General features: G+C 42.6%; 23 protein-coding genes. 17 read left to right on the plus strand and 6 right to left on the minus strand.

Annotated elements, in window-relative coordinates; translation table 11 throughout:
• Window positions 1-109: 109 nt before the first annotated feature.
• The 13 genes from EBB54_RS28550 (at window position 110) to EBB54_RS28610 (ending at window position 14,593) form a co-directional block, all read left to right on the plus strand.
• Entirely contained in the window at window positions 110-769 is a 660-nt protein-coding gene (locus tag EBB54_RS28550) for a V-type ATP synthase subunit D (protein ID WP_004080529.1), read from the plus strand.
• Between the two features lie 153 nt (window positions 770-922).
• Window positions 923-1,132: a hypothetical protein gene (locus tag EBB54_RS28555; protein WP_125130163.1), complete on the plus strand. Its 210-nt coding sequence runs from the start codon at window positions 923-925 to the stop codon at window positions 1,130-1,132.
• Between the two features lie 10 nt (window positions 1,133-1,142).
• The gene (locus EBB54_RS28560) at window positions 1,143-2,297 is read left to right on the plus strand and encodes a hypothetical protein (RefSeq protein WP_125130165.1); all 1,155 of its coding nucleotides are present in this window, start codon (window positions 1,143-1,145) and stop codon (window positions 2,295-2,297) included.
• A gap of 288 nt (window positions 2,298-2,585) precedes the next feature.
• A complete protein-coding gene (locus EBB54_RS28565; RefSeq protein WP_125130167.1) occupies window positions 2,586-2,771 on the plus strand; it encodes a hypothetical protein in 186 nt (61 codons plus the stop codon).
• A gap of 32 nt (window positions 2,772-2,803) precedes the next feature.
• On the plus strand, window positions 2,804-5,671 hold the full coding sequence (locus tag EBB54_RS28570; RefSeq protein WP_125130169.1) for a WD40 repeat domain-containing serine/threonine protein kinase: 2,868 nt from the start codon (window positions 2,804-2,806) through the stop codon (window positions 5,669-5,671).
• A gap of 39 nt (window positions 5,672-5,710) precedes the next feature.
• Window positions 5,711-6,418, plus strand: a complete 708-nt coding sequence (locus tag EBB54_RS28575; RefSeq protein WP_125130171.1) for a X2-like carbohydrate binding domain-containing protein — start codon at window positions 5,711-5,713, stop codon at window positions 6,416-6,418.
• Window positions 6,415-6,846, plus strand: a complete 432-nt coding sequence (locus EBB54_RS28580; RefSeq protein ID WP_125130174.1) for an FHA domain-containing protein — start codon at window positions 6,415-6,417, stop codon at window positions 6,844-6,846. Before EBB54_RS28575 ends, EBB54_RS28580 begins: the two co-directional genes overlap by 4 nt.
• On the plus strand, window positions 6,836-7,369 hold the full coding sequence (locus EBB54_RS28585; protein ID WP_162307230.1) for an RNA polymerase sigma factor: 534 nt from the start codon (window positions 6,836-6,838) through the stop codon (window positions 7,367-7,369). Before EBB54_RS28580 ends, EBB54_RS28585 begins: the two co-directional genes overlap by 11 nt.
• A gap of 19 nt (window positions 7,370-7,388) precedes the next feature.
• Window positions 7,389-8,225: a biotin/lipoyl-containing protein gene (locus tag EBB54_RS28590; RefSeq protein ID WP_125130178.1), complete on the plus strand. Its 837-nt coding sequence runs from the start codon at window positions 7,389-7,391 to the stop codon at window positions 8,223-8,225.
• 2 nt (window positions 8,226-8,227) lie between these two features.
• Entirely contained in the window at window positions 8,228-10,372 is a 2,145-nt protein-coding gene (locus EBB54_RS28595) for an NHLP family bacteriocin export ABC transporter peptidase/permease/ATPase subunit (protein ID WP_125130180.1), read from the plus strand.
• Between the two features lie 24 nt (window positions 10,373-10,396).
• On the plus strand, window positions 10,397-12,952 hold the full coding sequence (locus tag EBB54_RS28600; protein WP_125130182.1) for an NHLP bacteriocin export ABC transporter permease/ATPase subunit: 2,556 nt from the start codon (window positions 10,397-10,399) through the stop codon (window positions 12,950-12,952).
• A 16-nt stretch (window positions 12,953-12,968) separates the two neighbouring features.
• Window positions 12,969-13,334 (plus strand): STAS domain-containing protein, encoded by a 366-nt coding sequence (locus EBB54_RS28605; protein WP_125130184.1) that lies wholly within the window; start codon window positions 12,969-12,971, stop codon window positions 13,332-13,334.
• Between the two features lie 59 nt (window positions 13,335-13,393).
• Window positions 13,394-14,593 carry an FHA domain-containing protein gene (locus tag EBB54_RS28610; RefSeq protein ID WP_162307231.1) on the plus strand — a complete coding sequence of 400 codons (1,200 nt, stop codon included), beginning with the start codon at window positions 13,394-13,396 and terminating at the stop codon, window positions 14,591-14,593.
• A gap of 680 nt (window positions 14,594-15,273) precedes the next feature.
• On the opposite strand, the gene EBB54_RS28615 is transcribed toward EBB54_RS28610, so the two are convergent.
• The 5 genes from EBB54_RS28615 to EBB54_RS28635 form a co-directional block, all read right to left on the minus strand.
• Window positions 15,274-16,608, minus strand: a complete 1,335-nt coding sequence (locus EBB54_RS28615) for an ATP-binding protein (protein ID WP_330554709.1) — start codon at window positions 16,606-16,608, stop codon at window positions 15,274-15,276.
• 96 nt (window positions 16,609-16,704) lie between these two features.
• On the minus strand, window positions 16,705-18,402 hold the full coding sequence (locus tag EBB54_RS28620) for an AAA family ATPase (protein ID WP_125131104.1): 1,698 nt from the start codon (window positions 18,400-18,402) through the stop codon (window positions 16,705-16,707).
• Window positions 18,403-18,723: 321 nt separating this feature from the next.
• Entirely contained in the window at window positions 18,724-18,870 is a 147-nt protein-coding gene (locus EBB54_RS32590; RefSeq protein ID WP_330554657.1) for a hypothetical protein, read from the minus strand.
• A 438-nt stretch (window positions 18,871-19,308) separates the two neighbouring features.
• Window positions 19,309-19,749, minus strand: a complete 441-nt coding sequence (locus EBB54_RS28630; RefSeq protein WP_125130191.1) for an ASCH domain-containing protein — start codon at window positions 19,747-19,749, stop codon at window positions 19,309-19,311.
• A gap of 48 nt (window positions 19,750-19,797) precedes the next feature.
• Window positions 19,798-20,169, minus strand: coding sequence for a hypothetical protein (locus EBB54_RS28635; protein WP_125130192.1), 372 nt, complete (start codon window positions 20,167-20,169; stop codon window positions 19,798-19,800).
• A 712-nt stretch (window positions 20,170-20,881) separates the two neighbouring features.
• Between EBB54_RS28635 and EBB54_RS28640 the strand changes: the two genes are divergently transcribed.
• Genes EBB54_RS28640 through EBB54_RS28650 form a run of 3 tightly spaced genes read left to right on the plus strand, consistent with a single transcriptional unit; the run spans window position 20,882 to window position 23,515 of the window.
• Window positions 20,882-21,616 carry a hypothetical protein gene (locus EBB54_RS28640; RefSeq protein WP_125130194.1) on the plus strand — a complete coding sequence of 245 codons (735 nt, stop codon included), beginning with the start codon at window positions 20,882-20,884 and terminating at the stop codon, window positions 21,614-21,616.
• A gap of 20 nt (window positions 21,617-21,636) precedes the next feature.
• Window positions 21,637-22,242: a ClpP family protease gene (locus EBB54_RS28645; RefSeq protein WP_125130196.1), complete on the plus strand. Its 606-nt coding sequence runs from the start codon at window positions 21,637-21,639 to the stop codon at window positions 22,240-22,242.
• Window position 22,243: 1 nt separating this feature from the next.
• Window positions 22,244-23,515: a VirD4-like conjugal transfer protein, CD1115 family gene (locus EBB54_RS28650; protein WP_125130198.1), complete on the plus strand. Its 1,272-nt coding sequence runs from the start codon at window positions 22,244-22,246 to the stop codon at window positions 23,513-23,515.
• 313 nt (window positions 23,516-23,828) lie between these two features.
• Here EBB54_RS28650 and EBB54_RS28655 read toward each other — a convergent pair whose 3' ends face one another.
• Window positions 23,829-25,397, minus strand: a complete 1,569-nt coding sequence (locus tag EBB54_RS28655) for a CAP domain-containing protein (RefSeq protein WP_125130200.1) — start codon at window positions 25,395-25,397, stop codon at window positions 23,829-23,831.
• 302 nt (window positions 25,398-25,699) lie between these two features.
• On the opposite strand from EBB54_RS28655, the gene EBB54_RS29965 reads away from it, so the two are divergent.
• Window positions 25,700-25,990 carry a hypothetical protein gene (locus tag EBB54_RS29965; RefSeq protein ID WP_148099408.1) on the plus strand — a complete coding sequence of 97 codons (291 nt, stop codon included), beginning with the start codon at window positions 25,700-25,702 and terminating at the stop codon, window positions 25,988-25,990.
• Window positions 25,991-26,278: the final 288 nt, after the last annotated feature.

Genomic DNA, 26,278 nt, shown 5'->3' on the forward strand with positions numbered 1-26,278 from the left:
TGCGCTGAATCAGGCCGCCGATATTTGAAATATCATGCGCGCACATCCGCAGAAATTTGTACAGAGTATAAGGCAGTAAGCAAGAATCAAGAAGGAGAGGTGATTACATTTGGCAGCAAAACAGGTAAATCCTACCCGTATGGAGCTGACGCGTCTGAAAAAGAAACGGATCACTGCAATCCGCGGTCACAAGCTCTTAAAAGACAAGCGTGATGAACTGATGCGCCAGTATCTTGACCTGGTACGCGAAAACATGGAAGTACGCAAACGGGTGGAAGCGGGAATCCTTTCCGCAAACAAGAATTTCGTAATCGCCAAGGCCGGTATGTCGGAGGCTGCCCTCAAGACGGCATTGATGGCTCCCAAGCAGGAGATCAACCTTGCGGCAGGGGAACAGAACGTCATGAGTGTAAACATCCCGACATTTGAGTATAAGACAAGGACAGCAGATGAGAATGACATCTACTCCTATGGTTTCGCATTTACCTCCAGCGACCTGGACGGGGCGGTCAAATCCCTGGCAGACATCCTGCCGGACATGATCCGTCTCGCGGAATGCGAAAAAGCTTGCCAGCTGATGGCGGCGGAGATTGAAAAGACAAGAAGGCGTGTAAACGCGCTGGAACATGTCATCATCCCGGAAACGGAGACGAATATCAAGTATATTACCATGAAGCTGGATGAGAACGAGAGAAGTACCCAGATCCGGCTGATGAAGGTGAAGGACATGATGCTTGAAGAGGCACATGGATATTCGCAGAAGGAATAAAACAGATGTAAAAAAGATTCTGAAACACTGGTGTTTCGGAATCTTTTTTTGTGAGACAGCAAATATTCGGTTGCACTTTCTTTCTTTGTGTGTATAAGATTATAGAAACATGAAAACAGAACCATATCACACAAAAAAAGAAAGGTGGTAATTATGAAGATAAAGGTAGAAAAACTTCTCGAGTTTACTGATCGTATGAATAAGGCATTCTCCCCCTCAGACAGGCTGTCTGAATTAATCGAAGCTTCCACAGCCCAATACGAAAATGATGAATTGTTTGAGGATGAATTGGAACTGGTCGCGGCAGCGAGAAAAGTATCTGAAAACCCTGTAGACAGAATAAAATCTGGAATAGAAAGATGAGAGGTACGATATGAACTATACAGTATCAAGAAAAATAATGATGGGAATGATCATCCTTTGCCTTACCAGTGGAATTGCCGCTTGTGGGACATCCCAGGCAGACCAGACGCGGGATCAAGAAAACGCGGTTGAATCAGAAGCCGATCCAAAAGTGATTGAGGAAGAACCGGAGGAAAAAGAGCCGGAAGAGGCTTCGGCCGAAACGGTAAAGGAAGTACAGGACGTAGAGTATGAAACGCTGATTGCGGGCAACCTTACAAAAAATGAGATGCAGTTTGTTCTGGCATATGGCCCGGATGAAATACCGGAACAAGGATTCCAGAACCAGGACTATTTGTTTATATTAAATACACTTTGTCAGGCTTCAGAACATAAAGTAAGCGAACCAATCATTGAGACTTATGGTACGGACGCAAATTGGGGATGTCAATATTCCCTCTCCGATGTGAACCGTATCTTCCGATCCTTTACAGATTATCAGTTGACAGAAGAGAACAATATTTTATCTGAAAACAATGTCCATGTGCAAGGCGATGTAGTTTCATTCGCGGCGGCAACGATAAGTAAAACATCAAACGCGGTAATCACGTCCGCCAGTTATACGGAAGAGGAAATGGAAATTTACTATACATATGATTACATAACCTTCGATATGGAAAGTAAGGGCCTGCCCAAACAGACAGAGAACAGAAAGGTGACATTAAAACCGAATGCGGATGGCCTGTATCAAATTACCGCGATTGAAGTGACAGAAGAGCAGGCGGAAGGAGAGCAGATGCCGGAAGAACAGACAGCAGGGCAGCCGGCGGAAAACACGGGGATTCCTGTTGGGTCTTATAGTTATGCGGCTTCTGCAGGTGGATTCAGAGGTACGTTGGATATTGAGTCGGAAAGCATGGCAACATATATGACATTCGGCAGTGCTTCTGGGGAAGGGGAAGTGATCAGATATCAGATTATTCCAGATGACACTGTCACGGTTCCTGCTGGAGTGACAGCATATACATTCCAATTTATAGAAGGAAATACGATTCAGCTAAGAGATTGGATAGAATATGATGTGACAGGAGTTATGGAGAGCGGATATAATTTGAATTTTAATTATGACGCAAATCAGGGAATCTTACAAGACTCCTATGGGAATAAATGGGATCGGGTGAATTGAATTTCATAGAGTAAAAATAACGATAGCCTATGCTTTAGAGCGGCTATCGTTATTTTTCGCTCTCAGGGAACTAATTTGCGACAGTTCCTTAGACTAATCCTCACATCAGAGAAAAAAGAAAAATTTTGTAACAAATAGTAGACTTTTTGAAACAGTTGGCTTATAATGTTAACATACATAAAAAAGGTTATAAACTGGATGATGGATATGCTTTTTAGAAGTGTTTCTTATTGTCTGCTTCTTGAAACAGACAAGAGCATTCTTAACGTTTATAGGAGAATTCAGACTATGGAATGGCTGACAGATGAAATTTTGTTTTATGGCGGCATGATTGCCGCCATAGGTTCCGCGGTGGCGGCAGCCGTCTATTACATAATCGCCTGTGTGAGATGGGCCCGCCTGAGTATCAGGTTGGATGAAGAATATGGAAAAATAGATTGCAGAAAAAGCAATAGAGATTCGGAATTGCTGTAGATGGATCAGGCTTTAATAACGGGAGATGCATAATGTCGGAAGTAATTGCTGCAACATACGAGTTACTTGAAAAATTAGGCTCCGGCGGCGGGGGAAGCGTATATTTGGCAAACCATCTGCGTTTGGAGAAAAAGGTCGTTTTAAAGAAGGATAAAAGGAAGGTTACGATTGATCCCAGACGGCTGAGGCGGGAAGTTGACATTCTGAAGGATCTGAATCATCCGCATATTCCCCAGGTATATGATTTTTTCATAGAAGAGGGAAGTGTCTATACCGTAATGGATTTTGTGAAGGGCGAAAGCCTTGATAAAGCTTTGCGGCGTGAGAAGAGATTTTCACAGGCACAGGTGATCAAGTGGGCAATACAGTTTTTAGAAGCACTGTGCTATCTTCACAGCCCCATCCATGGAGACCCCCCGAAAGGCTATGTGCACAGTGATATTAAGCCCGCGAATCTTATGCGCACACAGGAGGATGATATTTATCTGATCGACTTCAATATTGCGCTGGCGCTTGGTGAAGAGAGTATTATCGGCCACAGCGAAGGGTATGCGTCCCCGGAGTATTATGGTCTTGATTTTTCGTCCGGAAACGAGACACAGACGTTAGCCAGGGAAACTTCCCTGTTGGACAGCCAGGAGACCATGACTCTTACAATGACTCTGGCGGGTGAGCAGTCAGGCTCTTCCTTAAAAAAATCAGTAATTCCAGATACACGTTCAGATATCTATAGCGCCGGGGCAACGATCTATCACCTTATGAGCGGAGTAAAGCCCGCAAAGTATGCGTTGGATGTGCTTCCTCTTTCCAGAGAGGAATTTAGTCCCCAGATTGTAGATATTGTAACAAAAGCAATGAATCCAAATCCAGATCTGCGCTTTCAGACCGCGGAAGAGATGCTGTACGCATTTACACATCTGCGGGAAAACGATGTCCGTGTAAAGAAAAGCAGACGGAATAATCTTATCGCAGCTGTTTCGTGCAGTGTTTTTTTTGTGTGTGGGATTTCTTCTGCATTCATCGGGCTCAGAAGAATGCAGGTTACGGAAAACTGGCTGAAGCTTGCAGAGTATTCCCAGAATGCGTTATCTGACGGAGATACTGTTTCAGCGCTGGATTATGCTCTTTCCGCGTTGCCGCAAAAAAGCGGTCTGTTTACGCCGTCCGCATTGCCGGAAGCGCGGCTGGCTCTTACAAATGCTCTGGGAGTGTATGACCTGTCGGATGGGTTTAAAGAATATAAGACAGTGGAGTTGTCCTCAGAACCACTCTATATGGCGGCCGCGCCTGATGGCAGGACGGCGGCCTGTATCTGTTCAGGCGTCATGGAGGTTTTCGATACGGATACCGCGGAGATCATTGCCGCATTGCCTACGCACGAATCTGCATTGTCCGAGGCAGAATATTTAGATGAGCATACGATTATTTTTGCCGGTGCTGATGGGATTCAGGCATACGATATTGTGAAGAATGAGGAACTGTGGAGCGGCAGTCCGGCTACCGCGGTATGTATATCGCAGGATGGGAGTACGGTGGCGGCAGTTTACAGAGATGAAGCCTTTGCGACAATCTATGACGCTTCCGATGGCAGGGTGAAGTCCAGGGTGGATTTTAATGGGAAAGGCCAAAGAATTTCAATTAATGATCATTTTGCGAACGGCAGAGAAAATGTGTTTGAATTAAATGCCGATGGGACATTATTAGGAGCCAGTTTTGGGGATGGTTCTCTGCGGCTATTTGAGTTGAAAGATCCTTCAAAGGTTCACACAATTTTGGACAAAGATTCCGGATATACGCAGTATGAGGGAGGATTCTATGAAAATTATTTTGCGTTTGCGGCAACCAATAAAAAATCCTCGAAATCCTTATTCGCGACAGTAGACTGCAAGGATCATTTTAAGTCACAGGGCGCTGAGACAGATTTTCATTGCGGTATGCAAACGGATGAAAATGGGATTTATCTAAAATCAGATAATATCCTGGTCTGCCTCAATCCGGAGACCGGTGAACAGACCCCGCTGGCGGATACGTCCGCTAATATTGCTTTTTTCGCAAGGAACGGCAGGCATACATTGGTGTCATCGGATGTGGGGATTTTGTTTTTCGATGAAGATGCGCGGCTGCTTACGAAGTATGAGAAGGGGCATCGCAGCGATTTGGTTCAGATGGCTGGAGATACTGCTCTGGCGGGAAGATTTGACAGTCCGATAATCAACATTATGAAGTATGAAAATCATTCGGATACCGAAATCTTCGCGTATGATCCGTCATATGAACATATAGAGTCCAGAGTCGGATCTGATGAGAAGACGGTCATGCTTTTTTCAAAGAAGGAGTTTCGGCTATATGATTCTGAAGGAAGGCTGCTTGCGGAGGTCTCAGTTCCAAATCCTGATCAGATATATGACCAGCAATATGTCAGAGGGGAAGACGAGGATGTTCTTGAAGTGATATATAAGGACGGGACAGTATACAGATACAGTGCAGAAGATGGCTTACCGCTGGATGAGGAAAAAAGGGGAAAACCGGACGAATCATTGTATGAGGAATTTTTTACGGACAACCTGCGGATAGAGGTCCCGATTCATGGAACGGCGGCAGCCTATGAAAAGGAATCAGGAAAAAAAGTCGGCGAACTGTCAGAAGACGCTTACCTGACCTATGTGACGCAGGCCGGAGATTTTATTATCGCGCAATATTATACATCTGACAGAGATTTCTATGGGATCATGATGAATGAAAAATGTGAAAAACTTGCAGAACTTCCCTGTCTTTGCGATATCATTGGTGATGAATTGATTTTTGACTATCCAACCGGAAATATGCGTAAAACTCATATATACGAACTTGATGAACTGGTATCACTCGCCTGGAAAGAATTAGATGAAGTGGATGGTTAGTACTAGTAGTTAGTACATAAGCTAAAAACTAAATATCAAATGAAAAAGAACGAAGGGGAAAAGAAAATGAAGAAAACAAGGAAACTAAAAAGGATTTTGGCAGATGTGGCGGCCATAGCTGCAATGACTGCCCTGCTTTCCACTACAGCAATGGCAGCTAAGGATAACTCGTGGACTGAGGATACCATATTGGGAGATGGGTCAAATAATGTATATCTCTCTCCAGACAGGATAGATGACGGGTACAGTTCCAGTTCACAGGATTATTCTGATGTATATCCTGCTCTCAGGATTATTGAGGAACGGACAGAGCACGACTACATAAAAGGGAGCGGTGCAGAAGTAACAATTACATGTAACGGTGAGTACTCACGATTCCGTAGTGTATATGTAGATGGTGTGCTTTTGGAAAACACCCATTATACGGTAAAGGAGGGGTCAACCGTACTGACGCTTATGCCGGAATATCTGGATACGCTTTCAGTAGGAGCGCATACGGTTACTTTGAAGTATACATATGGTTCTGTTGATTCCATACTGAATATTTTGGAAAACACTTCAAATTCTGAAAATGCATCCAACTCTGCAAGTGGGACAGACCAAACCAGTCGGAACGCATCTGCTGGAAACGGTGCGGCGCCGAAAACCGGCGATACTTCTCCAATTATGTTTGGAAGCATAGCCGCGCTGATTTCCGGCTGTAGTTATATAATATTTGCAAGAAGGAAAAGAACAGACGAGGAATGATTTATAAAACAGTAAATAATGGAATAGACGAAGAATATGAGGAAACAGTGATTCTTGACGAAGACGAAGAGAGTACAGTTTTTATGGAAGAGGTACAGGAAAAGGCTGACTATACGCCTGTGCTATACCGGATTTCTACCGGGGAGACGATCCGTATTACGAAAAAAACATTCCGCCTGGGGAGGGAAGAAGCGAGTGTAGATTATGCAGTACTCAATAATCAAGCAGTCAGCAGGAGCCATGCGGACATTATCTGCAGGGACGATCATTATTTCATATTTGATCTGGGCTCCAAAAATAAAAGTTATCTTAATAACAGGGCGTTGCCTTCAAAGTATGAAGTAGAGATCAATGGCGGCGATATCTTAAAGCTTGCCGATGAAGAATTTGAATTTCGATTAGGAGGGGATGAAATACATGGCAGGTGAGAGTTCTTTTGGTAAGAAGATATCTGGGGATGAGGTTACAGACTTTGATGCGTTTTATCGGGAAAATTATCCAAAGGTTTGCTCCTGGCTGAAAAAAAAGATTTCAAATCCGGATGATGTTGAGGACATCGCCAGTGACGCGTTTACTTACTTCTATAAGAATCTGGGGCATTATGACCAAAAAAAATCATCTCCGGTCACATGGCTTTATGTCATTGTCAACAGCAGGTGGAAAAACTACATGCGTGATAAAAAAACAAACGATGACATTGAAGAAATTGATTTGCCGGGTGACTCTGACATTGAGCAGGCATATTACCTGCAGGAACTGCGTGATGCCATCGCCGACGCGCTGCTCACGCTGCCGGAAAGGCAAAGGACAATTGTTATTTTGAATTATTTTCAGGGGAAAAATTCAAGCGAGATTGCCGGAATGCTTGGAATGTCAGCGGCAAATGTCAGAATGGATTTGTCACGGGCTCTCAAGAAAATGAGAGGACCCTTGCGGGATTATCACCTATAAACGGTCAGGGGTGTTTGTAATGGCAAAATTATACAGAAAATCAGCATTGGAAAGGATGGCGTCTCCTGAACAGTTGGACAAAGCATTAAAAATAACATCCCCTCTTTCCTGGCTTTCCCTGGGCGGTGTGACGCTGATTATCGTGGTAACGGCCATATGGTCTGTTGTGGGAAGAATACCTGTAACGATAACAACAAACGGGATCATAGCCTCCCCCGTCAATACAAATGCGGTTTATACTGAAAATGCCGGAACCGTAGATTCCGTTTATGTGTCTGTCGGTGATGAAATCCGTCCGGGGGACGAGGTTGCTTTGGTAGAAGTGAGTGACGGTTCCGCTTACACGATCAAATCAGATCAGATCGGCACGGCCTCGGCAGTAGACATCTTGGCCGGGGATACGGTCGGCCAGGGGGTTCCTATCCTGTATGTCTCTCCGGAAGCGGTTTCGCGGCAGGTGGTCGTCTGCTATGTGAACGTGACAGATGTGAAAAAAATTTCCCGCGGCATGCCTGCCTATGTGTATCTGAATTCTGCAGACCGCCAGAGATATGGTCATATGAAGGCCAGGGTCATCAATATTGATGAGTATGCCGCTTCGAACAAAGGAATGAATTATGTCCTGGGTGAAGATAATAACCTGTCTTCTTTTTTTACAAGTTCCGGTGCGGTTGCTGCCGTAACATGTGAATTATCTCTTTCAGAGGAATCCGCCAGTGGATATGCCTGGTCAAACAAGAAGGGGAAAGAACTCAACGTGACGAACGGTTCTCTCGTATCAGTTAAAATTATAATGCAAGAGATTTCCCCGATCAAAATGTTATTTTCAGAGAGCCAGGCTATATGGGGTGATTGAACATGGGAAATTATAAAAAGATCCCGGTCGTTTATCAAATGGAAGCCACAGAATGCGGGGCAGCCTCTCTTGCGATGGTTTTTTTATACTATGGAAAATATATGCCTCTCGAGCAGATACGCATCGAAACCGGTGTTTCCCGGGACGGCTGTAACGCGGCTAATATTATGCGCGCGGCAAAGCAACAGGGGTTCGAGTGTCATGGTTATCGCAAGGAGGTTTCTTACTTGAAGGAAGTGCAGACACCCTGTATCATCCATTGGAATTTTAATCATTTTGTAGTATTTGAAGGTTTTAAGGGAAATGTGCCATATGTCAATGACCCGGCAGTTGGCAGGCGAAAACTTACGGAAGAGGAACTGGATGAATGTTTTACAGGAGTCGTGCTGACCTTTACCCCTGCAGAGGATTTTATAAAGGAGAAACAAGTACATACACTTGGTTCATTTGTTTGGTCAAGGCTGCAGGATCAGTATGGCGTCCTTTTTAAACTTTTTTATATTGGCCTTTTGCTGGTGTTTCCGGGCCTGCTTCTGCCACTGTTTACAAAAATCTTTATTGATGACATTCTCAACAGCGGCTATACAGAATGGCTGACAAAACTTCTTATATTTATGGGCGCCTGCGTGGTATTGAAAATAGGACTGGGTTATTATCGTAGCCTGCTGCTTCAAAAATTGAAAAGCAAGCTCATTCTTCTGTCCGGGCATGGTTTTTTGCGGCACTTGTTCTGTCTGCCAATGAATTTTTATGACCAGCGGTATGCCGGAGATCTGGTGGAGAGGATGAACAATAATGCTGCCATAATGGATTTCTTTACAGGCAGCCTTGCGGAAACGACCGTAAACATTTTTGCGGCGGTGTTTTATCTGGTTGTTCTGATCAAATATAGTCCGCTGTTGTCAGTGATCTGTCTGGCAAATGTAATTCTTTGCCTTCTGATAATCTGCCTGGGGAATAAATGCATCGAAAGTGCAGCGGTCAAAATGCAGATATACGAAGGCATGCTTTATGGAGCGGCCTGTGCAGGTCTCTCAATCACAGACAGTATCAAGTCTTCCGGGGCGGAGCAGGAATACTGCTCCAGATTACTTGGCTTTCAGGCAAAGCATTCGAATATGGAACAACAGATGAATCGTTTTCAGCGGATTGTAGACACGGTTTTGGAAGCGGTTGACAAAGTCACGGATGTATTGCTGCTCTTTGTCGGCGGGATACTTGTCATCAATGGACAGGTTACGATCGGCATGCTGGCAGCTTTCAGTTCACTCTTTGATTCTTTTAAGGAACCCATTCATTCTCTTGTTGGCTTTACACGAAGTATCCAGACCTTAAAATCATACATGGGCCGTATAGAGGATATCGAAAAATATCCTCAGGATGTTATGTACGATTCTGGCTCAGAGGATCTGCAGGTTTATAACAAGCTCTCCGGCAATGTGGAGATTTGTAATATTGCATTTGGCTACAGCAGCCTGAAGCCGCCTCTTATTGAAAAGTTTAGCTTCAAACTTGGCTGCGGCGAATCCATTGCTTTTGTGGGGCCGTCGGGCTGTGGGAAATCCACGGTGTCTAAAGTAGTCAGCGGCCTGTATGCTCCCTGGGAGGGGGATGTGCTGTTGGACGGTATGCGGCTTCCTGATATCCCGCGGCAGATATTGAATGCGAGCATTGCGACAGTCAGCCAGAACATCACGCTTTTTTCTGGAACCATACGAGATAACCTGACCATGTGGAATCCGGCTGTTCTGGAAGAAGATATGGTCGCTGCTGCAAAGGACGCCTGTATTCACGATTTCATCATCCAGCAGCCGGACGGATATGATTTTGTCCTTTCGGAAAATGCGTCCAATCTGTCAGGAGGGCAGCGCCAGAGGCTGGAGATTGCCCGTGCCCTGACGACCAGGCCCACGATCCTTGTGATGGATGAAGCAACGAGTGCGCTGGATCCGATCGTTGAAAAAGAAATCCTGGATCATATCCGTATGAGGGGCTGCACCTGTATCATCATTGCGCACCGGCTAAGCGCGTTCCGGGACTGCAATCAGATTCTTGTGATGCGGGACGGTAAGATCATCCAAAGGGGAACACATCAAAGTCTTATGGGCGAAAGCGGCTTTTACCGTACATTCATTCAGAATGTGTAAAATGTTATAAGGGGGTTGCTTGTTTTGAAAACAGAGAGCCAGATCATAATGCTTTCCAGCACAGAAGCGTTCTATACAGAATCAGAAGCGGATTCCATGCGGGTATTATCCGGAACTGCGCTTGTATATATTGTCCCCTGGAAAAAGGCACAGCCCGGACGGAAGGTGCTGCTGAGGACAGTCGAACAAGGGAAAATGATTCCGTCTCTTTGTTACACAGACGTCAATTATCAGAATTGGAAATTTGCGGTCCTCTCAAAAGCAGGGACCCTGAAGCTGGAGATCATGCCGGGATGCAGCACAAAGATCTTGAAGAAACGATTTTTAAAAGAGACATCCATTACAAGCTTTGACGAGGAAGGCTATGAGTCCAGCCTTGTAAATTTCTATGAACGTGAGAGTTTGAAGGATGAGGTTTTCATCAGACGGATCCAGCAAAATGCCCCCTCCTTCCATGCGGCCTCTTATGATGTAATAGCCAGAGTATTTCAAGGAAAAGAAGATATTGCATTAGAATCAGAAAACAGCCTCTACAGAACCGCTGCCTGGGCCTGTAAGGCATGCAGGCAGAAAATTGCTCCGTGGGAGAAACTTCGCGCGATTTATGGAAAGGATATTGCGATTCCAGATATGATCGGCGCATCCAATATGATCTGCCGTGAAATTGTTTTGGAGCCGAACTGGTTTCAAGATGACTGCGGTGTGCTGGTCGGGACAATGGAAGGACAGCCCGTTGCCTGCGTGCCAAAAGAAAAGGGACGGTACTACATTTTCTATGGGCAGACCGGCAAGAGCGAAAGGCTTACAAAACAGGCCGCGGAAAAGATGGAACCAAAGGTTTTTGGCGTGGGCAGGACATTGCCTGCAAAAAGCCTGGGATTAAAGGAACTATTCTGGTTCGGGATAGGAAGCGTCCAGGGAAGGGATATTCTTTCAGTGCTACTTCTCGGTATGGCCGGTGCGTTGACCGGGACTTTAATCCCAACCCTTTATCAAAAGGTTTATGATAGATATATCCCGTTGGGGAATTATACTTTCCTTATTCAGTTGTGTATCGCAGCCGTGTTCCTTATGGCAGGCAGCCTGCTTTTTATGCTGCCTGGGAATCTGATGGGTCATCGTATAGCCTGTAAGGCCGGTTATGAAATGCAGAATGCGGTATACCATCGAGTACTCCATCTTCCGGAAAGTTTTTTCGGAGGTTATGACAGTGCGGATCTGGCGCGCAGGGTTATGTCTGCCGGGAGTATTGCGAACAAAGCCGCGCAGTCGCTTGTGACGGCCGGTTTTTCAACGTTGTTTTCCCTGGTATATTTTGTCCGTATGCTGACATATTCTGCAGGCTTAACGTTTACTGCGCTATTTATGGTTTTTGCCTTTGCGTTGGTAATCTGGCTGATCTCATTGCGCGTGGTCCGTTATGAAAGAAAGATAGAGAAGTATGACGGGAAGGCGGCAGCCCGGCTTTATCAATATTTAAGAGGAATTGATAAAGTGCGGATGGCAGGGATGGAGGAACGCTCTATTTATGAGTATCTGATGCCATTTTCACGAAAACAGGCGGAAGACATTAAAAAAACGAGATTGTCCGGTATCATTTCCATATTAAACGGTACGGCAGGTTCCATTTTCTCTATGGTTCTGTACTGGATGCTCATCAAGAAAAATATGGAACTATCCGTGGGGAGTTTTATCGCATTTAATTCGGCCTTTGGCTATCTCTCGTTTGCGTTATTCCAATCGGTTCGGGCTGGTGTGGAGCTCTATGGCCTGAAGCCGGAATATGAACGATTGCAGCTTGTATTTTCAACAGTCCCCGAATATGATGAGGACAAAAGTATTCCGGAAAAAATAACAGGTAGTATTACATTGGAAAATGTTACGTTTTCTTATCAGACTAACGGTGCAGAGGTGCTGAAAAACCTGTCGCTTGATATTAAGCCGGGGGAATATGTCGGGATCGTAGGGCCTTCCGGATGTGGAAAGTCAACTTTGTTTAAACTGCTTCTGGGATTTGAAACCCCAAAGAGCGGGCGGGTATGCTATGACAACCATGATCTGAAATCTCTGAATAAGAAAGCGCTTCGTAAAAGGATAGGCGTTGTGCTGCAGAACGGCAGGCTGATCTCAGGCAGTATTTTTGAAAATATTACGATCACGAATTCCCATGCAAGCCTGTCGGATGTCAATAAAGTAATTGAAGCTGTGGGATTAAAGGAGGACATTGAGAACATGCCGATGGGGATCCACACGATCGTGAATGAATCAAGCAGCACGATTTCCGGCGGGCAGCGGCAGCGCATCCTGATTGCCCGGGCAATTTTTAATCAGCCCTCGCTCCTCCTTTTTGACGAAGCGACAAGTGCTCTGGATAATCCTACACAGGCAATGGTCTGTGTAAGCCTGGAACAGATGCATATCACCCGCATTGTGATTGCGCACAGGCTCAGTACGATCAAGAACTGCGACCGTATCCTTGTGCTCAACGATGGAAGCCTACTAGAAGAGGGGGATTATGAGACGTTGATGGATAAGAAAGGATTGTTTTACCAGATGGCCGGCCGGCAGCTGGCGGAATAAGGAGGAAGGCAGAACAATGTCTTATATCAAGAAAATCGAAGGCGATACGATCGTCATTTATGAAGGAGATCAGAAAGATTTCTGGATACAGGAAACAGTCGGGGAAACGTACATGAAGGCATTCCTTGGAGGGCGGCTTAAGTCGGTTTATGTTCATGATTTTTCGGATGAGATGCTGGCGTTTGTATCAATCGGGATGAATCTTATTTTGGATTTTTCAGCAGTGAGCTATATGTCTTTTTCTTTCATGCGGGCGCTTCTGAGTATCCAGCAGGAAATAGAAAAAAAAGACGCTGAACTTAAGCTTATAAGATTACCCGAGCATATTTACGGAGAATTTGAAAAAACCGGATTTTCAGAATTACTGGACTTAGGTGTTTAACACCCAAACCTTGTGCGTTTTGGCTTGTCCGGGTCAGGATAAAGAACAGGAGTATGATTATGAAATGTAATGTCAGACCCTATGATGGAAATGAACCATATATATTTTTCAGTTACTGTCACGAAGATGGCGAACGAATATATCCAATCATTGAGCAGATGATTGATGACGGATACCGGATATGGTACGACGATGGGCTGCGTCCGGGAGATGAGTGGCCGGAAAGAATCGGCAGGATGCTGGACGGCTGTACCCTATGCGTGGCAGCTCTCTCTCAGAAATTTTCGGAATCACATAATTGTAAAAACGAGCTTACATTTGCAATCAACAATCAGAAACCGCTGCTCGTCATAAAACTGGAGGATTTTCCAATGTCGATGGGGATGCGTCTCCAGCTTGCCAATACCCAATATATTGAAAAATACCGTTATGATTCGGAAAGCCTTTTTTTCGGAAAACTTTATTCCGCCAGTTTGATAAAGTTGGAAGAGTGCAGAAACCAGATGGAGCCATCTGTACAGGATGAGACTGTTTTATCTGTTGACGAGGGACAGGAACAGGAATCAAGCCAGGATTTCGGAGCTCTCAACCAATATGCGCCTGCGCCGTTTGTAATCCAATGTTCCAGCGGCAGATTTTTTGAAGGAAGCTGCCCGGTGAGCAGGGTTGGCCGCGATCCAAATAGATGTGACATTTATTTTCCAGAAAATCACGCGATAGGAAGACATCATATTGATATTATCTCGGAGGATAAGCAATATTATATTGTTGACAAAGAGTCTGCGAACCATACATGGGTAAACGGAAAGCGTTTGGATAAAGGAGGCAGGTGTGAGATTGGGACGTTCGGTGAGATTAAGATCGCAAATGAAACACTTGTTATTGCTTTTGGTGAATCCGCAGATTTTTTCAGGGAGCATAAGCTGCTTGTCTGGCTGCAGTCAAAGGCAACAAAAGAATCTCAATATCTGCAGACCGATACATTTATTTTGGGCCGCGGCCATGCCTGGTCAGGCGGCGTGCTGAGCGAGAAGCATATCAGCAGAACGCATGCCATTCTCAGGATTACCGAAAAGGGCTGTATGTTGTCAGATGTTTCAAGCTTTAACCAGACTTGGGTAAATGAGCAGCGGATTCCGGCGAAAGAGGAATATCTGCTGGCTGATAAAGACGAGATACGCGTCGGCGGGCATGGCGGGGAATATTTTACCGTACATATGAAAACGTTAGAGAAAGCGGCGTATCATAAAAAACTGTAAGGCTGCTATTTTTCGGAAAAATCATATGTTGCGCTTTCTCCTTTGACGTGTATAAGAAGATAGAAATAAGTAATCAGTAAGCGTTAGACAAAAGAATAAGATAAATTATGAACTTAATTGTCTAATGAGAAGACCATCTAATGGAATTATAAAACGGGTTTTCAGATTTTTAGGGGTATACATTGTAATAGTATTTATTACAACGTTTATTTTTAGCCTGATGCAGCCTATAATTTCATTGGTAGGTTTTAGTATATTGGATTTGCTCGTCGAAATTATTTATAGTTTGACAGGGATTGATATGTCATTGCACATGTTCAGTGAAATAAACGCAAGTATGAGAAATAGGGAGATTAAAAAATCTTTGGATGAACAGAAGAATATTTTAAATGATATAAATAAGAAGATGTGGCGGTATCTGTAAAGTATCTGTCAAAGATCTTGACCAGAAGATCATCCAGAAATACCAGAGCAACTCAAACAACCTATAGCTATTTGGAGAATGGATGGAATCATGGATCCGCATACACTGTGGGTACTGTTTCCATCCCTATTTATGTACTGGGAAGCCCTTGTTTACAAGGCTTCCCATTTTTTTTTTACTTATTATCTTCTAAATCTATATTATATGGAAATGCATCAAAATGTCAATTTACATATAGATATTTTTATCGATAAATTTAACTTTCTAAAAGTTCCTCAAGATCTACAAGCAGCACCTCCTGCTTCTCCTTTGCTTCTTCCAAAACCCGCTCCGTAAATCCACGCTTGGAGAACAGCATAAAGTAAGATTTTCCCGACTGACCGCTAAACAGCTCAGATTTTTCCTGTAGTTTTTTCAGCACCTGGTAATCCACCGGTTCATTTGTCCACTTGCATTCACAGAACAGAAATGCATCCATATCCCTTGCAATCAGGTCGATTTCAACCTGTTCGCGGGTTTTGGGATTGCTTCCCCACCAGCGTCCGATCTCTGTAAACAAAATCGGCAGCGCGCCCTTACTGTTTTGATGCAGCAGATAGCCGCGGCAGACTTTTTCAAAAATATGCCCCATATAATGGCTGTAATCCGGTTCGATCCGCCGATTCCACACAATCTCCTGAGCGTCTGTCTCCAACAAAGTTCTGTTGCTGGATACATATCGATACCAGAAGCGAAACATAAAATCTGATAGATAGTAAAGCGCTTTTCTCGAAGTCTCTTTTTCTCCAAACGGAACTTCTTTATATACAATTCCCAGTTCCCGGAGTGTACGGATATATTTCAGGCATTTTGCGGATTCTTCCCCTGTTTTCACTGCAATTTCATTTGCCCTGGATGCGCCTCCGGCAATGGCTTCTATAATTGCGCAGTACACGCCCGGCTCCTGAACCTCCTGTCTCATAAGCAGGAGCGGTTCCTCATACAGGTAACTTGTTGGTCTTAAAAATGCATCTATAATATTCTCTTTTACGTTCTTACCAGAGCGGATCTGCTGCAGATACAATGGCGTGCCACCGAATGCGCCATATAGCATCAGCTTCTCCTCCTGTGAAAATCCATCCATGAACTTGATACTGTCCAAATAGTCAAAAGGCTTCATATGAAGCTGCGCGGTCCTTCTACCAAACAGAGGGCTTTTTGCGCCGAGCACTTCTTTTTCCATAAATCCCATATAGCTTCCGCAAAGGATCAGAAATAGCTTTCCCTTCCGAAGCCTGTGGTCGATCAAATGCTGCAGTGTAGATAAAAGTGACGAATTGATCATCGCCAAATATGGAAATTCATCAATCACCAATACCATAGGTTCCTCCCTCTGTCGTTCCTCTATATAGGACAGAGCCTTTTCCCATGACCGGAATGGTTCCAGAGCAGTTTCACTGTAATGCCGAAAAATCTCCGCAGAAAGTTCTTTTCTGCGTACCTTCGGTTCATTTCCGAAAATTCTTTCTCTCTCCCTATAAACATCATACCACCTCGCAGTATAATTAGTTTTATAACTAACTTCAAAGTAATTTACTTTCGAGTTAATTATATATTTTTTTTATATCGGCAGTCAAGACTTTGTTTCGTCTATGATTCCTAATATTCTTTCCTACAATGGGAATTGTGATAGGATGTGATATCGACTCTATTTCATTTTCCCAATCAGAACTTCCTTCCCCCGGAAAGCAAACCCATATTTACGTATACGCTCTGGGGGAAAACCTCTTGCTATAAGCGCCGCCTCATAATTCATATCTTCAATTTGTTTCAACGCCGTATTCACCGTATCTGAAAGGTCTTTTTCCTTTTTGGGCTGAAATACTTTAAACTCGAATATGATTGCATCATCATTCTGCTGATTCGGTTCCAACATCACATCATATCTTCCAAGCCCGCTTTCCCTGTTGGATGTAAGCATATATCGATTTGTCAGTTCGACCATAAGTCCCAATACAAATCCATGATAAAATCGTTCCGGATTTTCTTCTGACGACTTTTTACCGGTATCAAAATAACTAAAGCTGTCCATCGCGATCTCATTCATATAAGTATTCATTTCATCCAGATCATCCAATAGCAATGCCTGAATGAAATCATTATAATGGTCATTCTCTGAAAACCAGTCACGGATCATATCTTCAAACATAATCCGCACTTCCTTGTTAGTTAATGCAAGTTTATAATAAAAACGCCTTGTTTCCTCTGAAAAACCTGTTCCGGCAACTTTCAGATATCCACTGGCAAGCAACAGGCTCCACACAGCATTTTTCTTAAAATATAACTGCTTATATACAATCTGCTCCTCGATCGCGGTCGTTATTTCCTCCCCTGAAAGAAGTCTTTCAAAATCTTTTTTTACTTCCTTACTTCCCTCTCTGATCAACGTTCCCACCAGTCCGTTCGAACTGGTATTTGCCCAATATGTGTCAAATTTCTCCGTATCCAGATAATTAATGATTGACCATGGATTATAAATATCCATACACTGTCCAAATGTAAATCCATCATACCAGCTTTTTACATCCTGCTTTTTATCAGACAGGCCAAATTCATCTAACGCCTGAAAAACTTCCTTTTCTGTAAATCCAAAACAATCCGCATATTCTGCTGATGTAGTGGTGACTACTTTCAGATTATTTAAGTCTGAAAAAACGGATTCTTTACTGACCCTTGTGATTCCCGTCATGATTGCCCGCTCATAATAAGGATTTGTCTTAAATGTAGTGTTAAACAGACTTCTAATGAAACATACCATTTCATCCCAATATCCATTCATATACGCTTCCTGCATCGGGGTATCATATTCATCCAGAAGAATAATTGCCTTTCTCCCATAATACCGTGAAAGAAAATCTGACAGTTTATGAATCGTCCATATCGCAGTCGTATCCTCCATTCCATTTGTCACGCTGCGAAAATAGGCTTTCTCATTCTCTGTCAGAACAGTTCCATCAAGTAAAAATATATGTTTATCGTACAAATCCGCAAGAATTTGGCGAATACATCTTTTTGCCCCTTCCAGATTCGTCTCCTTCACATTCGCAAAGGTAAGGCCTATCACCGGATATGTTCCCTGAATTTCCCTGTAATCTTCTTCCTCCCATATAGAAAGCCCTTCAAATAAATCCCTGCGCCCAGAGTATTTCACTGAAAAAAACTTCTCTGTCATACTCATATTCAGAGTTTTTCCAAACCTTCTGGGACGTGTGATCAACGTCACATCATCATCCGCTTCCCACCATTCTTTTATAAAACAGGTCTTATCCACATAGAAATTATTTTTTATCCGTATTTTTTCAAAATCCTGACGTCCGATTCCTACTGTTCTCGCCATATAGCCCATTTCCACCTTTCCTCCCCGACAGGCTGCATTCAATCATGGTCTGTGAGGCTCAGGCCGCAGCCTGTCAACATGAATGACAGACTTATCTTTTCCTAAAGATATTCCAACGCCTGCCGGATTTTACATCATCTTTCTGCTTATACTGATTATACCTTATCCATTTTTGAAGTACAATCCTTACTTTACGCCAAAAAAACAGAAAGAATGCAAAAGCATTATGGAACAAGCGTCATCATTCTCATTTCGATTTCTGATATTGATTTTGCGGAATATTTCGGAGCTTGACCTTACACTGCTTTTTATAGCAGGCAATTCCGTATTTCAGGATATTCTCAATTTCACTTCTATGATAATCCCCATATCCCCGGTATCCGGTTCTGCAAGGATATCCGCATAACCCTCTCCCATTTCCCGGTTAGAGGAAATTGCCCACCACCAGACGCTCAATCTCCCGTTTAGTCTTAGCATTGGCCGATTCTTCTATAAACCGTTTCACAGCGCCATTGCTGCTGGTGTTGATCCAATAATAATTTTCCGGCTGTGCATGAGGTTCGCTTCTGATCCTGTCGCAATGGTTCAGCACATCCCACGGACAATACCTTTGAAAAATAACCTATGCGCCTGTCTTGTTTCAATGTCCGTTTGATGTTCCGGAAAATCTTATTGCAGTTTACTGCGCCTGCGATTTTCTGGTACAGCAGACGGACATTGAAACAAGACAGGCGTGAAAGTTATTTTTTGCACAGTTCCCAGATTCTCCAGTCCAATAAACATCCCCGCAGCTTGCTGCGGGGATGTTTATTGGACTGGATCTCGCTTCGCTCGGTATTTTTTGATTCATCTTTTTCATAAAAACTCCCCTAGTACAGCATTGCCTCTTTAGATGTTTCCTGTGTCTGAGGGGCCTTACACGTCTGCAAATCTGAACATCTTCTTCGAAGCTCCCGATACCACCTTCCCGGAAGCTGGTATCGGGTTCTCGAACAGCTGCGGACTTTCAAGCCGCCACGCATATCTGCCGATTGTGAAATCGCCGTAACAGTATTCCTCTGGACAAAGCCACTCTGTGAAGTCATGGTATGCCTGATCTATCAGCTTGCAATCCGTCAAAATCGCAGTACCGATTATAACTTTGGTCGGAACATTGCTAAAGCGGTTATATCGTTTGCAACATCTAAAGGAACGTAGCGCATTTTTCCTTGATGCGGGAAAAAATGGGGAATCTTTCATTGTAGCGCAGATTATTATCTCGCCCCGGTAATCTGTCGCCCAGCTTCTCGTCTCATCGTGCTTCTTTCCAGTTGCCAAAAGCTGCGCCATGGGCAGCGAAACGGTTATGGTTTTCAATTCTCCGCTCCTCAATCGTCTTAAACGTCTAAAAGTTACTTAATATGGTTATTTCTTTTCAGACGTTTTCGTGGCTTTGGTGTCTTTTGATGTATCAGATTTGGACTTTTTGGCGGCTTCTTCCTGTTTCTTTTCTTCTTTTGCCTGCTCAACGAATCCGTCATAATAGGTGTCCTTATCCAGACCTTCGGGCAGGTTGCCATCGGCATCCAACGGGGGAGCAATGACGTTTATACCTTCTACGGCAGACTTGTCGAAGGGGACGTTGTTCTCGTACTCTTTCGGGTCGAATGCATCTTTTTCCTTTGTTGTTTCTTCTGTCTTGGCGGCCGGTACAGGTGCCTTATCGTTTTTGCAGCCTGTGAGGGCAGTGAGGGAAAGACAGGTGGCGAGCAAGATGAGGGTCAGTTTCTTTTTCATAATTTGGTCTCCTTTTTCTATGGCTAGATTTCTTTTTCCTAACTTTTTATACACATTGATCAAAAATGTGCAACAGTATATTTCAATATATTCCAAAAAAATCTCTAAAACGCCTAGTTTAAGCCATTTATAGAAGATAGATACAAAAATCATCAAAGAATCCTCAAAAATTCAATTCTTGTTTGATTGTAATTATTTTACTTATTTACTTTAATTTACTTTACTTACTTTATACTTTTTTATATTTTTATACTTTTACTGGTTTCCTCTTTAGAGGAAACAATTAAATAAAAAAATTAAAGAAAAAATAATTGAATTGAATTGAAAAATTGAAAAAATTAAATTGAAGAAGAGAAAAACACAAAGATACCAAAGATACAAAAATACAAAACAAAAAATAAAGCCGCCGATAAACGGCGGCCAGTAAAAACAAAAAAAGGAGGTGATACCGTGAAAACATGAAAAAATGAAAAAGAAAAACATAAAAAAAACACAGCTGAAACAACTAAAACTGAACTAAGTAAATATAAGAACAGCAAAGCAAGGCCGCCGATGGACGGCGGCCAGTAAAAACAAAAAAGGAGGTGATATCATGAAAACATGATGAAAAACGAAAACCAAAGCACAACCGACAACTGAATTTAGGCACTGCAAGGCCGCCGATGAACGGCGGCCAGCAAAACAAAAATCACAGAATATAAGAGGTAATAACATGAATACATCAGATCACTTAACCAAAAGAATCAATAATTTCAGAACCGGCAATACACAATACATGTCAAATCCATCACGGGTAGAAAGTGTTGTAACAAACTTTATGAACATGACACTCAGGGAAATGAAAGAACTTCAACAAGCTCTACGGAGCTGTTACATTGATAATATCCTTATGGGTTTAGGTTTAACTGAAAACGGAGAGTTGTCCGAAGAACAATTGGATATGAAATATATAGAGCTTGTATGTCTAATCAATCGCACCTATATTATTGGTGAGATAGATCTAATGATTTATTATCTAAATATGACATATTTTCTAATGGACGGAGAAAAAGTATCCATGCCTGTCAAAATGTTCATGTCAATCCCACTAACGTCATTCTATTTCTATATGGATAGTATTTCTGACAAACCGGGTTTACTAAATCAGCTTAAATACATTACTGGACATTGTAAATACGATGACGGTTATACTATCGAAAATTTTATTAAAGAAAAATATTCAAAAATTAACCAACCATGGTGGATAGGAATACCAATAGAGGAATTCAGGCAATCTGTAAGAGATTCTTGCATGGATATTGGAAAGCTCCTGTTTGACAGCTTTCAGGAGGCATTTTCTAAACAATATCCCATATGCAGTGTCCGGGAAAAATATATAGATGACTTTTATGAATTGGATAATATGGAATTAGTAGATTTTGATCTGTCAAATGAAGAATACCATTAATTAGAAAGGAAAATACAAATATGCCAACTATAAGCAAAGACCCATGTGTAATACTTGAATCAGCCAGAGGTTTTGAAACATTATATTTACACGACAAACTGTTAAATGATAACAGAGAGATATTTTTTACAAATGAAGTTACTGCTCAATCTTGCAGTAATCTGATCACTCAGCTGATATATCTCAACAGAATTGAACCGGATAAAACAATTACCCTGTATCTCAACAGCCCTGGAGGTTCCGTAATTGACGGTCTTGCCGTTTATGATGTAATACGCCTTCTTGACGCGCCTGTCAAAACCGTTTGTGTGGGAACCTGTGCAAGTATGGGCGCAATCCTGTTTCTGGCGGGCGCAGAACGTGAAATTATAGAACATGGACGTATTATGATACATGATCCCTCATTTGGTATGCAGCACAATATAAGCGGGAAAAAACCACATCAAATCCAGCTCGAATTGGACGAATTAAACAAATGGCGTGAATCCCTTGCAAAAATTATTTCAGAACGCACAGAAAGGCCTCTGGAAGAAATTTATGAAGCCACAGCAAACGATACTTATTTTAACGCGGAAGAGGCAGTAAAATTCGGCCTTGCAACGCACATTAAGAAAGGCGGTATTTAAAATGAATACAACTACAAACACACGATATGGCAAAAGAATCCTTGCATCCAATGTCGAGATAACAAATGATACTTGTATAAGCGGCTGCAATAATAATGATATAGTCTGCGGAAATTCTGGTTCCGGTAAGACTGGGGGATATGTTATTCCGAATATTCAGAATATTGATGGTTCTCTGATTGTATCTGATACAAAAAGACAGCTGGAACACAGATTCAGGGAAGAACTGGAGGAAAAAGGCTATAGGGTTTATACCCTTGACTTTGTAGATCCTGAAGCTTCTTATGGATATAATCCGATGTCATTTATCAGGCAGGATTCTGACGGCAACTATTGTGAACAGGATATATTAAGTCTCGCGCGGCTGCTCTGTCCCATGGGCAGCTTCTCAGAGCCTATATGGGATCTCTCCGCTGCAAGTTATACAGCTTTTCTCATTGCATACTGCCTTGATACAGAGCCTCCGGAAAATAGAAATCTGATACGCGTAGGAGAATTGCACAGACAGTTTATACAGCCGAATAATGAACTTATATTTATGGAATGGGCTTCTGAACATCCGGATTCTCTTGCTGCCAAGAAGTATTTCGAAATATCGGCTAACAAAAATGCTGATAAAATGTTCTACAGTACGATTGGATTTGTAAACGTCAATCTGGAACCTTATTCCTTTAAAGAAGCGAAATGCATTTTTGCCAACGAGGACAGCTTTGATATTTCGGAGCTTGGGTTCAGAAAAACTGTTCTGTTTCTAAACGTCAGCGATACCGACAGAACATTTGACCAGATAGTTAATATATTCTACACACAAGCACTCCAGGTCTTGTGCGCTAATGCCGATTTCTCTGAAGACGGCAAACTTCCTGTTCCGGTACGAATCATCATGGATGATTTTGCCTCAAGCACGGTGATCCCTGACTTTGACAAGATCATTTCCGTAATCAGATCAAGGGATATATCTGTAAGCCTGATCATACAGTCCCTATCCCAGCTCGAAAGTATGTATACGCCGGCTATAAGCCGTACTATCATCAATAATTGTGATCACATTCTGTATCTCGGAAATCAGGATATGAATACTGCATGCTATATTGCCGCCAGAGCCGGAAAAACACCAGAGGCAATCCTAAGTAAGCCACGTGATAAAGCAATCCTGATCACTTCCGGTGAAAAAGCACGCCTGGTGGATAAAATCATTCCTTACAGTACTGTGACAGACATTAAGAAAAAAGAAGAAACAGAAGAAATTAATCTTGAATCGTTGTTTGATTAAAATATACTAGCCGTACCGCCGTATGATAAGTAAAAAACTGGGAAGCCTTGTAAACAAGGGTTTCCCAGTACATAAATCATTCAAATTGTAGTATTATTTAGTTATCCGATGGTGGTGACATCAGACGTGTTTTCTGGTATGGCATGTTTAGGGGGTGTATTTTTGTGGCAGCTGTTGTCAATAGTTCTCGTATGAAAATAGGGAGGTGTTTTGAAAGAAAAAGGGGAATTGGTTACATAGTGTGTTTGGGACTTTAACGAAAAAAGGGATACCCGTTTGTGTGGTATCCCTTTTGTAAGTTTGTCGTTAGTGTTTACTCGAACAGGCTAAAGAAGTTCACATCGTATTCGATGCTGGTAGCTTTGCCGTTTTTGTCCAGAACACCGTCAATTTTTACGGTGTAGTTGTTACCAAAGGATGTGAAATCTTTGTTATAAAGATCAAAATCATCGGCACGGAAAGTGATGCATCCGTTGGTGTAACCATAGTTCTGGTTGTTACAGTAGATGGCTTTTGATGGCACTTTGTATTCATGTCCATCTGGATAGGTAATAGTGATTGTTAAGTCTTTGGATGGAACAATTTTGTAGTTATTACCGAGCTGACATGTCCATGGCATGGAAGAATTTATTTCATTTTTGAAGGATTCTGTGTCTGTGTTGTAGCTCATTAATTCTACTGGCATGTTTGTTGCTGGCCAGGTCACAAAGTCTTCAATACGTTCTTTTGCATTTGTGTTGTCATGGGCATACATACAGTTGTAATCTTCAACCTGTCCGAAGCCTACTTTGGACATGGTGGGGTTTAAGATCCAGCGACGATGACCCATTGCCAGGATGTTTCCTGGATCTCCGTCATACATGTATCCATTGAGGATGGTGTCTGTGAGACTGGTGTGGCCCTGTCCAATATTACCACCACGGGTTCCAGTGGAGCCAAGCTTGAACTGGTCACTGGTGATGTTATCCGTTTTGATTGGATAGTGTGTCAGTCCGCCGTAGTCTACACCGTTGATGATGGTACCTTCGGTTCCCTTCATGACCATAGCGCCGTTCTGTGCGTATTCGTTGTACATGTCATCCAGGGTAACTTCCCCAAGACCCGCGGTCTTGCGGATCATGTTGATCAGATCCAGTCCTTCTTTGAGGGTGGAGTCTGCCAGTTTTCCAGGGCTGCAGGAGTCCTTGCCAATAACCGGCTGTTCTGCATACTCATGGGTGAACTGGGATGTGTTTCCAGGTCTGCGCTTGTCTGTGAAGCCAAGTTTCTCAGCGTAGTCTTTTAAAGCCTGCTGAATTTTCTTATTGGCTTTGTCTTTCTCGCTTTCTTCTTTGGAAGGTTCTTTTTCATCTTCGATGACTTCTGCGCCAGCGGTTGCCTGTCCAAAAACGGCCTCACCTTTTTTGTCGTATGTGACATTTGCGGAGCTGTCATTGGTAGTAGCTGTGTTTTCTGTCTTGTTTTCGACTTTGTTTTCTACAGCATTTGTGTCATCTGTTGTATTTGTTGAAGATGATACGTTGTTGTCTGTATCAACAGGGTTGTTGTTTACAGACTGGTTGTCATCGGATTCATCCGATTCATTGGTTCCTGTGATATCGCTGCCTACAATGGGAGTGGGATCGGGAACTGTGTTCTCTACCGGAGGTTCTGCAGGTTTGGATTCTGCGGTGTCGTCTCCAGCGTCATTGGTTCCTGTGATATCACTGCCTACGATGGGTGTAGGATCGGGAACGGTAGCTGTAACATCTTCGCTTCCGATGTATTCCAGATCCTGGTTAAGATCTTCTTCTGACCAAGCGGATCCTTTTGCTGCGAATGCATTGATGCTTGTGTTTGCAATGATTGCGAAAATCAGGATAATGGATGTGATCTTTTTCATGATTTTTACTCCTTTTTACTTTCAAATGATTTATTTTTTTTAGTTACTTACTGGAAGTAAAATTTTCAATGTTCTTTCTTATATCTTCTTATACCCAAAAATAAATAACGCCATCGACGTTTATAAGCTATTCAATTATCAAGGTACATTTTTAGAAGATTTTCTTCTAATTGATTCAAGATCAACCCATTTTGATATGTATGAATTTTTCTTTCCTCTTTCTATCTTCTTATACACAACAACGAAAAATGTGCAACAGTATATTTCAAAAAACATCTATATTTGCCCTTTTATTTTTTTAATTGCAATCAAAAGAAGCCGAGTTTGATGCAGATGCAATTGCGTATGATATCCTGCTCAGGCTTACTATGGATACGCAGGAAAGAGACTTGTTTGTGGAAGAATATACATATCTGGCACCTATGATGTATATGGATTTTTTTAGCTTATATTACTATACGGATTACATATTATATGGAACGGTATACAATAGCCGGACCCACCCGGTGCCACAAGAACGTAAGGATGCGCTATTTTCCATAGTTGACGGAGATATTTATCAATTGGATACGGATGAGGGAAATTATGAATAGAAAAGAAGCGGTAGAATTTAGTGAAGACTTGAAGACATTGAGTTTTATAAAAAATTTGCTATATGGTAGGATCGTCAAACTGGACATGAAATTAATGGCTTTTTCTTTCAGGAACAGGGATCATATTGTTCAGATTCAGCACTGCATATAAATAATGATTTTGCAATCATAAATAACTATATTGGCGATGAAGGATATGAGTGCCAAGAATATATCCACCTTGACAAGCCTCATAGGAACTACACATGGTGCGAACAGCCGGGTGGATATTGTATGCTGCTGGAAAAG

This window comes from Schaedlerella arabinosiphila (genome assembly GCF_003885045.1).
Classification (GTDB): Bacteria; Bacillota; Clostridia; order Lachnospirales; family Lachnospiraceae; genus Schaedlerella; species Schaedlerella arabinosiphila.